13 protein-coding genes and 1 tRNA gene are annotated in these 14,148 nt (G+C 32.3%); 4 read left to right on the plus strand and 10 right to left on the minus strand.

Annotated features, from left to right (window positions below):
• Position 1: 1 nt before the first annotated feature.
• The 6 genes from HX049_RS12940 to HX049_RS12965 all read right to left on the minus strand — a co-directional run bounded on the left by HX049_RS12940 (position 2) and on the right by HX049_RS12965 (position 5,967).
• Complete coding sequence (locus tag HX049_RS12940; protein WP_286416347.1) at positions 2-1,660, minus strand: hypothetical protein; 1,659 nt, start codon at positions 1,658-1,660, stop codon at positions 2-4.
• Positions 1,661-1,662: 2 nt separating this feature from the next.
• Positions 1,663-3,033 carry a PKD domain-containing protein gene (locus HX049_RS12945; RefSeq protein WP_286416350.1) on the minus strand — a complete coding sequence of 457 codons (1,371 nt, stop codon included), beginning with the start codon at positions 3,031-3,033 and terminating at the stop codon, positions 1,663-1,665.
• 320 nt (positions 3,034-3,353) lie between these two features.
• Positions 3,354-3,845 (minus strand): lipocalin family protein, encoded by a 492-nt coding sequence (locus HX049_RS12950; RefSeq protein WP_286416352.1) that lies wholly within the window; start codon positions 3,843-3,845, stop codon positions 3,354-3,356.
• A gap of 176 nt (positions 3,846-4,021) precedes the next feature.
• Positions 4,022-5,158: an FAD-dependent monooxygenase gene (locus HX049_RS12955; protein ID WP_286416353.1), complete on the minus strand. Its 1,137-nt coding sequence runs from the start codon at positions 5,156-5,158 to the stop codon at positions 4,022-4,024.
• Positions 5,159-5,302: 144 nt separating this feature from the next.
• Positions 5,303-5,464, minus strand: coding sequence for a hypothetical protein (locus tag HX049_RS12960; RefSeq protein ID WP_196219270.1), 162 nt, complete (start codon positions 5,462-5,464; stop codon positions 5,303-5,305).
• Positions 5,465-5,610: 146 nt separating this feature from the next.
• Positions 5,611-5,967 (minus strand): DUF4377 domain-containing protein, encoded by a 357-nt coding sequence (locus HX049_RS12965; RefSeq protein ID WP_006260915.1) that lies wholly within the window; start codon positions 5,965-5,967, stop codon positions 5,611-5,613.
• Between the two features lie 94 nt (positions 5,968-6,061).
• Between HX049_RS12965 and HX049_RS12970 the strand changes: the two genes are divergently transcribed.
• The gene (locus HX049_RS12970) at positions 6,062-6,625 is read left to right on the plus strand and encodes an NADAR family protein (protein WP_286416354.1); all 564 of its coding nucleotides are present in this window, start codon (positions 6,062-6,064) and stop codon (positions 6,623-6,625) included.
• 35 nt (positions 6,626-6,660) lie between these two features.
• Here the strand turns inward: HX049_RS12970 and rlmF are convergent, their stop codons facing one another.
• Together rlmF and HX049_RS12980 are read right to left on the minus strand one after the other, a co-directional pair.
• Positions 6,661-7,569 (minus strand): 23S rRNA (adenine(1618)-N(6))-methyltransferase RlmF, encoded by a 909-nt coding sequence (rlmF, locus tag HX049_RS12975; protein ID WP_006260910.1) that lies wholly within the window; start codon positions 7,567-7,569, stop codon positions 6,661-6,663.
• 65 nt (positions 7,570-7,634) lie between these two features.
• Positions 7,635-9,368, minus strand: a complete 1,734-nt coding sequence (locus HX049_RS12980; RefSeq protein WP_286416356.1) for an SWIM zinc finger family protein — start codon at positions 9,366-9,368, stop codon at positions 7,635-7,637.
• Positions 9,369-9,541: 173 nt separating this feature from the next.
• Here HX049_RS12980 and HX049_RS12985 point away from each other — a divergent pair, with 173 nt between their 5' ends.
• The 3 genes from HX049_RS12985 (at position 9,542) to chrA (ending at position 12,990) form a co-directional block, all read left to right on the plus strand.
• Complete coding sequence (locus HX049_RS12985) at positions 9,542-10,900, plus strand: hydroxymethylglutaryl-CoA synthase family protein (RefSeq protein ID WP_006260908.1); 1,359 nt, start codon at positions 9,542-9,544, stop codon at positions 10,898-10,900.
• Between the two features lie 82 nt (positions 10,901-10,982).
• On the plus strand, positions 10,983-11,771 hold the full coding sequence (locus HX049_RS12990; protein ID WP_286416358.1) for an AraC family transcriptional regulator: 789 nt from the start codon (positions 10,983-10,985) through the stop codon (positions 11,769-11,771).
• A gap of 79 nt (positions 11,772-11,850) precedes the next feature.
• A complete protein-coding gene (gene chrA / locus HX049_RS12995) occupies positions 11,851-12,990 on the plus strand; it encodes a chromate efflux transporter (protein ID WP_006260906.1) in 1,140 nt (379 codons plus the stop codon).
• Here chrA and HX049_RS13000 read toward each other — a convergent pair.
• Positions 12,987-13,655: a phosphatidylserine decarboxylase family protein gene (locus tag HX049_RS13000; protein WP_006260905.1), complete on the minus strand. Its 669-nt coding sequence runs from the start codon at positions 13,653-13,655 to the stop codon at positions 12,987-12,989. The genes chrA and HX049_RS13000 overlap by 4 nt on opposite strands.
• A gap of 388 nt (positions 13,656-14,043) precedes the next feature.
• Positions 14,044-14,114: transfer RNA gene (locus tag HX049_RS13005), tRNA-Cys, on the minus strand.
• Between the last annotated feature and the right edge of the window lie 34 nt (positions 14,115-14,148).

The raw sequence follows: 14,148 nt of genomic DNA on the forward strand, positions 1-14,148 counted from the left end.
TCTAGAAACTATAACTATAGTTGAAGGTTAAGGTTAAATCATTATTATTTATTCCTGTATAAAGCTGTCTAAACATCTGTACACCATTTAAGGAGAAATTGTGCTTTTCTAATAAAACATAACTAGCATTAAACTTTAAACCATATACACTGTTATTACCTGAGGTATTCTGCATCTGATTATACAGTACTCCTAAAGTTGAATTAAACTTATTGTCTAAAAACTTCTTCATAAAATTTACTCCCGCACCGTAAGAATTAGAACTCATAGCACTAATCTTATTATCTGTATAGTTTAAGGAAGTACTCAATCCCGCTGCTATGCTTTTCATTGTTAAAGTATGAACAAGATTAAAGTTCTGAATAGTACTAGATTGTCCTTTGCGTATTACTCCTCCTTGCTTATTAGCCTGTCCCGCTATAGAGTAATTAAAGTTTATATTATGCTGCTTTTCTTTGCCAAGTATATAATTAATATTAGCATTAGCATTCTGAGAAAGTTGCTTATAATTTAAAGTATCTGCTGGATTTAAATTTGGATTATTGATATAATCAAATTGATCTAATCTTCGATTGGTATGAGTTGAGAAATTTGAATAGCTACCACTTAAATTTAATTGGTCATTCACTTTAAAACTAGCATTTAATGTCCCCACTAATCTTTTGCTATCTTGTGCTTTCTTTTTGTCCAAATTATCACGTTGATAACCTAATTGAGTACTGATCATTAAACGATCTTTTACAAAAGGACCTGCAAATGTTAAGCCTATATTCTCTAAATCATTATTAAAATACATCGCTCCTAAAGTCTGGTATTCAGGATCTACATTTTCATAAACTAAACCTATTTGATATTTATCTATTGTATAGTTTGCAGATGTCTTGAAAGCTTTATGACTAGATCGGGTCTTTAATGTAGATTTATCGCCTGCTAATTCTTGAGGAATTAAATCATATAAAATCGATAAAGCATATTCAAGCTCTATTTCTACGTTAGAAATAACCGTTGTACTAACTTTTAAACTATTAACTGTATTCTCCTTAGCAATTGCTCCTCCACTATTTACGATAGAGTTTTCTTTGTCCTTTGCATAAAAAGAGATATATTCTATTTTGTATTTCTCTTGTTCAAAGTTAACTTTACCTCCAACTCCCATACGTTTGTAAGTAGCTACTTGATACCCTAAACTATCAGCTTCAGTGGGTTTTAATAATCTCCCCCCCATAAAACTAAACTTAATAGGCCCTGATGGAGTTAATTCTGCTCCTACTCCTCTAAATGGATGTCCATTTAAAGTATAATTTGAAAAGCTCATACTAGCATCCCCTAAATAAGCTTGTACCCATTTATACTTGGGAGCTAAACTAAACCGATTAAAATCATAAGGCATCTGATACCCGAATTGACTACCTAGATTCGTTATTGTATAACTAATAGGCATAGAAAACATTTTATAACTTGCCCCTACATTTCCGCTTAAAGTATAGGTAAACGGATCTTGAGTTCCAGTACTTGAACTATTGTACATCATATTGGCATTGACTCCTCCATAAACCTTGATTTTACTCGGTTTCATTAAGGTCTCTATATCAATATTTTGAGCTTTTACAGAAGTAAATACACCTAAAAACAAGGTTATATATAGTAGTTTTTTATTCATATTTATCTCCTTGTTTTTTGAACTTTTATATCGCACAAAATATAAGATTGCTGTGCATTAATTCTTACAAACTCTTTTACATAAATAGCTCCTTTACGACCATCTGCTGTCTCAAATAGTACTACTCGCTTTTGTTTATTATTAAAGAATTGCTTACCACCTGAAGTTTCTACAATAGATACCCTTTGAAGAGGCTTATCTGTTTTCATAGACTCAAAATTAGCTATAGTAAAATTCACTCCACAATTACAAAGCTCTTGGGAGTTAATTACCTTAACCTTTTGTCCTCCACTAAAAGGTAACAAACCACTAGTCTTAATTTCTGATGGGCTAATAAACTTACTCATTGAAAGGTCACTTGTCATTCCTGCAAAAACAATCTCAATATTATTAGCAACTAGAGCATCTACTTCACTAGTATAATAGTTCTTTCTTGTTATTGTAGAATACAAAGCTGATATTTCACTTGTATTATGACTAAATACATTACCTAGTTTAATATTATTTAAAACATACAAGTTTGTATCTTCATAAATATCAATTGTCTTAACAAGTGTTTTGCTTTTCTTATCATTACTAGCTGTAAGTTCGATTGAATGCTTACCGACTTTATTAAAAATAATCTCAGGTGATTTACTTATACTAGTTTTAATGTCACTTCCACTAAACTTCCAACTATAATTATCTGCTGAACTAGTATTATTTTGAAATAAGACCTTTACTGGTACTTGATAATCATAATCACTATGGGCCACCTGCCAACTAAAGTCTACATTAATATCAGGTAGGACTTCTAAAGTTTTAACCTTTTTAATAGTATCTTGACCATTGCTAACAAATAGTACTATATCGTATTTACCTGAAGTATTATATGTTAATTCAGGAGGTGTTTTCTCTGTAAATTCTTTAAGTTGAGATCCTTCTAACTTCCATAAGTAAGTTAGTCCATCTCCTTTCACATCATTTACTATAGTCATACTTATAGGTGGATAATGACTCCCCTTGATGGTATAATCAAAATCACCTTTTATAGCATCTAATATCTCTATGACCTGACTTGTAGTATTAACCTCTCCATCAACATTTGTGACTGTAAGTTTTATAGTATACTTTCCATGCTTTACATAAGATATCTGCCCAGGAGTTTTCTCTGTAGATTCTTGAGGATTGCCCCCTTCAAACTCCCATTTATAACTATCTCCTCCTGTTGATTTATTAATAAACTTCAGAAGCACTGGAATTGTTTGATTGGATTTTACATACTCATATTCAAAACTAGCTTGCACTTGTTCTGTCTGTTCGTTATAACAACCGCATAACAACATGGATGCCATCAAAACAACAGCACCTCTAAGTATTAACTTTAATTTCACAGTAGTATTTTTTCTTTTTAACTATTTTTTTGCAAAATTACAAAACATTTCAATAACTTAATTTTTATAATTATTTTTAAAAAACAAACAACAAATACCATTGAGATTTTAATTTAAATACAAAAAACAAAGAATAAAAAACATTTTAATCAACATATATACTTTATTATTAAAGTAAAAAAAATCAAATTAAGAAAGATGCCAAAAAAAGTCTAAGATTTATTTAACACAGCATATTCAACTTGAATAGTATAAGTGTAAACAAAAAAAGCTATTTAGTTAAAAACTAAATAGCTTTTACAATATTTATATGATATCGATTACTTTCTTACAAGTTCCAACTTTATATAAACTGTTCCTTTCGGATATCCTTCAACTTCTGACTCTGTAACTTCTTCAAGGTCTAAAATAACTAATTTACTTTTATTCAATTCTGTGATTTCGTATTCTTCGATTTCTCCTTCTTCGTCAATAAAGCTAATTTTATTACCTTTTATTTCAAATTTATCAGTAAATTCATCTGTGACACATTCACTAGTGTTACCAACTATCTTTTTATAATAATATTTAAAATTAGCTACATCTCCTTTAAACTCTCTCTCATCAATACCACATCCATTATTATCAGAAGCTAGTTCCTCACCGATTACTTTCTTATCCTTATCTAAAAAAATAGTTTTAGAATCTTTCCAAGTACCTTGAATACTTGTCTTATAATCTGGTGTTGAACTATTATCATCACTAGAACATGCTAATGTACTACCCCCCATTATATCCTCTACATGAGAGTACATAATTTCTTGTTTGCTCATCTCTTTATTATTTAAAGTAAACTTACTTCCTTACATTATATTATGAAACATGCACTTGCTCGGGTGAATACACCACATCCACATCACACAACCCACACAACCCATTGCAAATCAACTAATTTAAGATATTTAGAAGGGTAAAAAAAAATAAAAGCGTTATATATCCTATAACGCTTTTATACCTTTTGTAATTCAAACATCATGCTGATCTGTTTATCTTTTAAGAAAGAAGGAGCAAATCGAAAAATCATATTTCGAACAGAAGTGATTAATGGATTACTAAACTGAGATACTTGTCCCATGCGCCAACTATCACGAACAATCTGAGATACTTTCTCACGGCGAATAGAAGTAAATTTATGAAAAGCATCAACTAAAGAATACTTCTCTAATAGTTTGCTGATAATATATACATCCTCTATGGCTTGACAAGCACCTTGTCCAAGGTTCGGTGTAGTAGCATGTGCAGCATCTCCTATTATACACACTTTATCCTTAGACCACTCCTGGATAAGAGGTAAATCATATATCTTATTTAAAAAGATATCATCTTCAGCAGTCTGCATAATCATATCCTTAACTAACGGACTACAATCTTTAATAAGAACAGAAAGGTCTTGATTTTTAAGATACTTATCCTCATTGACTAGAAAATACCAATACACCTGCTTTCCTTCTAGTTTGACAAAGCCAAAGCGTTCTCCCCTTCCCCATCCTTCTAATGCAATATGGTCGTAATCCGTAGATAAATCAATATCTAATACACCGCGCCAACATACCTGTTTAGCATCTCTCAAAGGATAATCACCAAATATATTCTGTCTTACTTGAGAGCGAATACCATCAGCACCTACTACATATTCATGAGTTGCTTTACTTCCATCTGTAAACCGAAGTGTATAAAGTCCTTCTGTATCCAAACTAATATCTTCTAAGCGCTTATTTAGTACGATATGCTCCATTCCCACCTCTTCTAACAAAACATGGTGCAAATCGCTTCTATGTATTGCAATATTAACCAACTGATATTTTTGTTCAAAAGCAATCAAATCTGATTGTGTCAATATATTCAAATTCATATCAGTTAATCTCACTTTAGAAATACGCGTACCTTTCTGAGTTAATTGATCAGACACGCCTAAGTGTCTATAAACCTGCATGGCATTATTAGCGATAGCGATACCCGCTCCTACAGGCTTAATTCTCTCTGTAGACTCGTAGATAACAAAGGGAATATTAGCCTTTTTAAAAGCTATTGCCATAGTCAATCCTGCTATACCTGCTCCTATTATTGCTACTTTCATATCTTCCATAGTTGCTTATACTTTATCTAACGAATATACAAAACACTATCTAATCCCCTCTAAACACACTTATAAAAAACAAAAGCACCGAAATAATTATCTCAGTGCTCTTATCTATCATTTACTTTTAATTCTTTTTCTCTGGTTGTTCCTTCACATACTTTGGTGGAACTGTAGAGTCTTCTCCATCACTACGACAACAGTGCGAACAGTCTCGACTGGTTCAGGAGTTTTAGAAGAGGGCTTCTTATTTTTAGCCCAAGTAGCCCCAATAATAAGGGCTATCAATAGTATAAACAAGCGAATGTTCATCATAGAAAATCGCATAAAAACAATCTATAAAAGTTGAAGTAAATTTAACTTTTAAAACAACAAAAAGAGGACTCCTAACAAAAAAGTTAACTGAACAAAAAAAAAGGATGCTCTGCGGCATCCTTATTAGTATATCTATATACACTTATTTATTCTTTTTTCTCTTTAGAAATTAATTTGACTAACACATATTCAAAATTACTATCCATTAACTCTTTATTGTGAGTTCTTGTAATATCTAATACATACATATAACCTTCTTCGTAGTTAAATCCTTCTATAGACGGTGTATAATCTAAAATCTCACCAGACATTGTATATAATATTAAATGCTCCACATCTTGTCCTTTAAAAGGCTCTATGGGTTTCATCATGGTATAAGATTCTACTTTTACACGCTTATTTTCTCTTGTAATAGACGAATTATCATCACTACTACAAGCTACTAAAAAGCTCATCAATAAAGTACATATCGCAAAATACTGTACTACTTTCTTTAATTTCATTTTTTAATAATTAGTTGATTGGGTTTCGGCTAAAATAAACAATTTAATAAAGAATAGGATTCTTTATTTTTGCACAGCATAATTCAGAATAACAATGGAGTTTGAACAACAGTATAGCCTAGAGAAACATATAAAAGAGTACCAAAGTGGAAAGAAATCAAAGTACATCTTCTTTTGGGGACATCAGAAAAGCAAAAGTGGAGAGGTAACAGCAGCATGTTTTAGCCAATGGTGGCCTAGTCGATTTGAGGTCAATGGAGAGTCTTATGCTTCTACAGAGCATTGGATGATGGCACAAAAAGCATTATTGTTCAATGATCACGAAATCTATAAGCGCATTATGAATGCCAAAAGCCCTATGGAGATGAAAGCATTAGGAAGAGAAGTACGAGGTTTTCGAGAAGATATTTGGGTAACTAATCGTTATCGTATCGTGGTAGAAGGTAACTATCATAAGTTTACTCAAAACAAAGAACTTCAAACCTTTCTAATCAATACTAAAAAAAGAGTACTAGTAGAAGCTAGTCCAGTAGATACGATATGGGGAGTAGGATTAGCAGCAGATAATGAAAAAATAAATATTCCTGTCAAATGGAATGGATTGAACTTACTTGGTTTTGCCTTGATGGAAGTAAGAGAAATGATAATGAGTAAATAAAATAACAAAGGATGCTTATACAGCATCCTTTGTTGTTAATATCTCCACGCTAAAATGCGGCTTATTTTATTCCCTTGTTCCATATTTATAATACGAACCTCTTTAGTTTCACTTCGTTTTAATAATGACTGTAGAGGTTTAAGATTGTCTTTATTAGACACTAAAGTAGTGAACCATACTGCCTGTCTTTTAAAGTGTTTACTCTCATAAATGTAATTAGTAATAAAAGCAAGCTCCCCACCATCACACCACAATTCATTGTTCTGTCCACTGAAATTCTGTACAGGTTTACCCACCACTTCTTTACCTAAGTTTTTCAACTTCTGTGTTGTCTTTGCCAACACCTCAGCTCTTGACTTAAAGAAAGGAGGATTACAAATCACTACATCGAAATACTCTTTCTCTCCTATTATATTCTTTAATATATTTCGCTTAGTAGGTTGCTGACGTATACTGATATGACTCTTTAGATGAGGATTATTCTCTACGATATGGCTAGCCGTCTTCACAGACACTACATCTACTTCAGACCCCACAAATTCCCATCCATACTCAGCTACCCCTATAATAGGATATATCACATTAGCTCCTATTCCAAGATCTAATATCTTTACTCCCTTTCCTGTAGGTACTTTTCCATTGTTCCCTTCAGCTAGTAGATCTGCTATATAGTGGATATAATCAGCTCTCCCAGGGATAGGTGGACATAGATTTGTCTTAGGCATTTCCCAATACGTCATCTTATAGTCCTTCATCAGTATGGCTTTATTCAATAAAACCACTGCTTCAGGTTTTGCAAAGTCAATTGTATCTACCCCTGACGGGTTCTTGATAATAAAAGTTGCCAACTCAGGCACCGCTTGTTTTAACTTATCAAAGTCATATAAATCCTGATGTTTATTACGTGGGTGTAGTTTCTTCTGCGTTTTCTTTGCTTCTTTCATTATCTTGATATTTCATGCAAAATTAGGGTATTTAAGTGGGTTCTACTACATAAAATCTCGATACTCTAAACTTTATTAAACTCATCTAGCATAGCAGGTCTCTTAGGATACTTCTTCTTCATCTCATCTACTATAGAATCAATAATTCCTACAGCTTGCGGAAACTCTTTTTTAAGAGAAATTAATAGATTACCAATATTCTTATAATCTGAACGATTATTAGCTCTATCTGCTTCTAAAACAATGAGAGGTCTTAAAACATCAAATATTTCATCAACAGTATACTCTTTTTTAATGTATTTTAGATAAGGTAATACTAAATCTAATCTACTTACTTTTTTTAACAAGTCAAATAACCTATCTACATACCCCTCTAAAGAATATAGAACACCTACTGAATTAACTAAACCATCATATGGATTACTATTAAACATACTGTGTTGTTTCACTTTACTCTTAGCTTCACTGATTAAACTGTCTATTTTTTCTTCGATAATTACTGTCCATTCTTCTTTTGTAAATGTTGCTTTTAACTTACTATAATAGGATTTATTGATTTGCCAACCAAAAAAGACTTGTTTATTGTAGAAATAACGCATACGTTCAACATCTTTTTCTAATTCTGCAATCTCTAATAAGATAAGTTCCCATTGGTTAACAGTTCCGCGATGTTTTAATTCTTCTGCTATTTTTATTCCTTCAATAAGTAATATTTTTGCTTTCTCATACTCTCCATGCATCATCTCTCGTTGAACTAAGTTTCTTCTAACTTCTGGAATAGATATATTATCCAACATCTCTTGATTCAACTGTTCTTCTCTTCCTATTTTTCCTAAAAAGGATAATCTAACGTTAGTAAAATGTCTTATTCTATATTCCTCAGAATTACTTTCTTTTATCTTTTTATCTAAAAATGTGAGGTAAAATTCTTCCTTAAATATCTTCAAACACAATAATTCGAAAGAACCTAATAACTCATAACCAAAATCTCCGTAATCAAAATAAACCTCTTTTGCTAATTCCTCTTCAAAGAATGAAATTAAAGACTCTTTAAACTCAATAGTTATATCTGCTTCTATGATACTATCCAATATTTCAATAGCTTTAAAGATTAAATCACTAAAATATCCATTACTATCATCAGAAAAGGTAATCACATCAATAGCTTCTTCTATAAATACTTGTATTATACTACACGCATCTCTATAATTTCTTTCAGCTATAAGTTCATTTACTCTACCTAAGTATATTTCTAATTCTTTACTTAATTTTTTTGTTTCTGTATAACTGACAAAACCTCGTGAAGTATGCTGTTTAATTATTTTTCTAAAAACCTCTTTATACTTCTCTTTTATATCGACTGTATCATCCCTATCTACAAAATAAGCTTCTAAAGACACTTTTAGTCTTGCGTCTTTTTTTGCACTTATAAAAATAAACTCTCTTAAATCTTCTATGCTTAATTGTTCAACTAAGTCTTTAAAACTCATCCTTTTTACCTTCTTTGTTTTCTTTGGTACAACCTCTATTGTCATATCATCTCTCAATTGATACAATACAGCAACAACATGTTTACAGACAGCTCCATCATAAGGACAGTCACAATTATAATCTTTGATATTCTGTGATTTATCTAATTCTATAACAACAGTATAATCATCATTCCCCTCTACTTCACCCTCGTAGATATAATCACCTAGTTTAGTAATATCCTTCACCATCCCTTGCTCATAATACTCAAATCCGCGCTTCAAGATAATATTGCTGACATTTGTTTCAAAATTGAATAAATTGTTCATCTTTTTAAATTAACTATATTGTAAAAATACTATAATCTTTTATAAACAGAAAAACTATGTATTAATAACATTAAACCAATAACATAGCATTATTACATAAATTTTATTCAATTTAGTTAGTTATTTCTAACAAATGACTTTAATTTTACCCTTCATTTAAATTAGTAAAGATTATGAAAGTCGGAATAGATAGTATTGCATACTTTATCCCTAAAATTCACTTACCTATAGAAACATTAGCTATCGAGCGAAATATCGAACCTCTAAAATTAACTAAGGGGCTTGGATTACAAAAGATGGCCTTATTAGATACTTACCAAGATGTAATCACAATGGCTGCTAATGCTGCGTATAGCTTACTACAAGACAATACTGCTATCGCTCCTCAAGACATTGCTAAAATATACGTAGGTACAGAGAGCGGATTAGACAACTCTAAACCTATTGCTTCTTATACCTTAGGATTATTAGAGCAAATCTATGGACAAGGTACTTTTAGGAATTGTGATGCTGTAGATCATACTTTCGCTTGTATAGGTGCAGTAGATGCTATGCAGAATGCTATTGACTTCATAAAAGCTAACCCTACCAAGAAAGCTATTGTTATCGCAACAGACTACGCTAAGTATGACTTAGCTTCTACAGGAGAATACACTCAAGGTGCAGGTGCTATTGCTTTATTAATTAGTGCTAATCCTCGTATGTTAGTTTTCACAGGACAGACTGGAGTAGCTACAGAAAGTGTATTTGACTTCTTTAAACCTCATCGTTCAATAGAGAAACAAAGCATCACTGGAAACTCTACTAATGAGGCATGGCATGGTATAGAAGAAGCAGAAATATCTATACACAAAGATCAACCTGTATTCGAAGGACAATACTCTAACGAATGCTATATCAATAGAATCACAGAAGCGTACACTCACTTCAAAGAGTTAAACAATAAAAAAGACCTGAAAGTATACCAAGATTGGAAGGCTGTCCTAATGCATTTACCTTATTGCTTCCAAGGACGTAGAACTTTTCATGAAATAGTATTACAAGAGAACCCTGAACTAGTAGATAGAACAGCTGCTGATGCAAAAGACCAAATCAAAGCATTTGCTAAGTCAAAAGCGTATATGGAATTGGTTAATACTAAGATCGCTCCATCAGAAATAGCTTCTGGAGAAGTAGGTAATATCTATACAGGATCTATATTCTTAGGCTTGCTATCTACTCTATCTCATTTTAACGATACAAAAGAAAATTTAGTAGATACTACACTAGGGTTTATTGCTTATGGTTCAGGATCTAAATCTAAAGTATTCGAAGCCGAAGTACAGAGTACATGGCAAGAAGGTATGCCTAAAGTATCTATCTTCGAAACTTTAAAACAGTCAACAGCGATAGACTTCAACACTTATATCGCTCTTCATAAGAAAGAGCAAAAAACACCAATACAGCCTGCTAATAATGAATTTGTAATAGACTATATCGAGTCGTCAATACCTCATCTAATAGGAGCACGCTACTATAAGTTTGTAAAATAAAAGTAATTCACTATACACGCCTCTTTCTAACCAATAGAAGGAGGTTTTTTCATTATACTTGTATTATCTAAGTAAACACAAAATGAGTATTCCGATCAACAATAAAATAGAAGAACAAAAATTAATCAAAATAGCCATATTTAAAAAAGAAATCAGAACGACAAAACCACACAAACACCAAGGTTATTTTGAACTCATATATCTAAAGAATACAACAGGATACCACTGTATAGATGAACAACAATACCGGCTTAGTACACACAACCTATTTATCATAAAAAAGGAGCAAGTTCACTATTGGAACATAACTTCAGAGCCCTTTGGATATGTAATTTTAATTAAACGAGACTTCTTTTTACAGTGTATGGACAGCACTTTAAAACAATTCTTTTTTGATATTACCCAACTGACTCAAATAGACTTACCTGAAGATACTAACATTGATCTCCTCTTTGCGTTACTACTTACAGAAGATGATCAAACTGCTCAAGAGGCTTTACTCAAGGCTTTATTTATCAAAATACGCAATTCTACGATAACAGAACAACTCCCTCTTAAATCAGGTATATACAGTGCTTATCTACACTTATTAAACATAGATCACACACCAATCAACAAAGTAAATCACTATGCTAAACTCCTCCATACCACCCCTCAAAATCTAAATGCCTGTTGCCAAAAAAACATTGGACTATCAGCTGCTGCAGTACTAGCACAACACATCATTGCAGAAGCAAAGAGACTATTGATCTACACAGATTTCTCTATCAATGAAATTAGTTTACAACTCAATTTTACAGATGCATCACACTTTACTAAATATTTTAAAAAACATACTACTTATACACCAAATAACTTTAGGAAACTTTAATCTCATACCATTCTATTTTCAAATATACCAGATAAACTCCTATTAAATTATCCACCTTTGCTCTTATAGCGTGTACATTATGGAAAACAATACTATTGGATTAAAGGAATTGGCAAAGGTCTTTTTTAAACTGGGTTGTTTAGGCTTTGGTGGACCCGCTGCACATATTGCAATGATGCAACGAGAAATAGTTGAAAAGAGAAAATGGCTAAATCTACAAGAGTTTCTAGAATTAATTAGTATCACTCATCTAATCCCTGGACCTAATAGTACAGAGCTTGCCATCCATATTGGTTACACCACCAGAGGCTGGAAAGGACTGTTTATCGCTGGTATATGCTTTATATTTCCTGCGGTAGTACTGACTTGCATACTAGCCTATTTTTATAAACAATATGGACAACTTCCTGAAGTAGAAACCTATTTATATGGATTAAAGCCCTCCATCACTATTATCATCCTTCTACTTGTATTTAAATTAACGACTCAATTTATCACTAACCCCAAATCGATAATACTCACTTGTGGAGTGTTTGTACTTTCTTTAGCTGGGTATAGCGAAATGACCTTACTATTACTTACTTTAGCCTTATCTCTATTATACTATACATACTACCGAGTAAGTAGAAACCACCTTCCTTCTTTTATCCCCTTATTAGCAATCCCTTACACGGGATATCACGCTGATGTGAATATGAAACTCTTTTGGATCTTTTTAAAGATAGGTAGTGTATTATACGGAAGTGGTTACGTCTTATTTTCGTTTATTGAAACAGAACTAGTTCATAAAGGTTTATTGACAAGAACTCAACTCATAGATGCTATTACAGCAGGTCAGATAACACCTGGCCCTGTCTTTTCTTCAGTAACCTTCGTTGGTTATCAAATAGGAGGTTGGTCAGGTGCTATTTTTTCTACTATTGCAGTATTTATCCCTTCATTCCTCTTGATTTTGTTAATTACTCCTATCGTACATTATCTAAAGAGATCTAATCTTTTTCAGCTAATACTAAAAGCTGTGAACATAACCTCTATTGCTCTTATTGCTTCTGTCTGTATTAGTCTGGCTTCAGAGAGTATTAGGGATAAAAACGACTTTATAATCGCTCTCACTATATTATCTATCAGTCTATTTTTCAAAAAGATAAACACTGGAATACTTTTACTCATAGGATTAATTCTAGGAAAGCTACTCCTATTCCTTGCTCCCTACTTCTAGCATGACTCCCACTCTGCTATAGTTGTAATACCGCTCTGCGCGATATCCCCTAATTTTACTTTAATCTTAGCATCTAAAGGCAATAGTAGATCAACTCTAGAGCCGAACTTAATAAATCCCATTTCCTCACTTTGTTTAGCAATCTTACCTATCGTAAGATAATTGACAATACGGTTAGCTAAGGCACCTGCGATCTGTTTAGCCAAGACCTCTCTTCCACTCTTATGCTTATACACCACAGTATGACGTTCATTAGCTGTTGATGATTTGGGATGCCAAGCCACTAGGTGTTTTCCCTTGTGATACATACTATATAATACCTCTCCTTCTATTGGATTTCTATTGACATGTACATTCAAGACACTCATAAAAATAGAAACCTGAATACGCTTATCACTAAAATACTCATCTGCTTCTACTTCTTCTATCACAACCACTTTTCCATCACAAGGAGCTAAGACCAAGTTGTCATCTTGTATCAACACTCTTGACGGGATTCTAAAGAAAGAAATAACCAATGCTATAAGAATCAATGTGACTATAAAAACAGCTAATTGTAACAACCAAAAACGAGGACTAATCAATTCATAAGACAATATATTAACCATGATAAAAGTACATACTCCTATCAGGATAGATCCTTTTCCTTCTTTGTGTATTCTCATAAGTATATTGATTTTTAAAATTGATATTATTGTTTTTAATAGATAAAGTACTATACCATATTTATCTAAAAAGAGTACTTGACTACCCAACAGTGTAGTCAAGTACATAACTTCACTTGCGATTAGTAATAATAAAGTTGTAAAGAAAAAATCATTTTGATTATGCTAGTAAACTGTTTTTAAGTAAATACATCTTCATTCCACAAGTAAAATTCAATAATTAGAGAACTAGTATTGTACTAGTAACAACATAACTAATTCACTAATTGACAAAACAAGCTCTATTACTGAGTTGAGGTTCTGACTGGATTCGAACCAATCTGATGACTATTGCGTAGTCATGCCTATCCTCTCGGCCACAGAACCTTTTGTTTACCCTCTTATATTGAGGTTCTGACTGGATTCGAACCAATCTAATGACTATTGCGTAGTCATGCCTATCCTCTCGGCCACAGAACCTTTTGTTTACCCTCTTATATTGAGGTTCTGACTG

Origin of the sequence: Myroides odoratimimus, assembly GCF_030326305.1 — a bacterium.
GTDB lineage: Bacteria > Bacteroidota > Bacteroidia > Flavobacteriales > Flavobacteriaceae > Flavobacterium > Flavobacterium odoratimimum_A.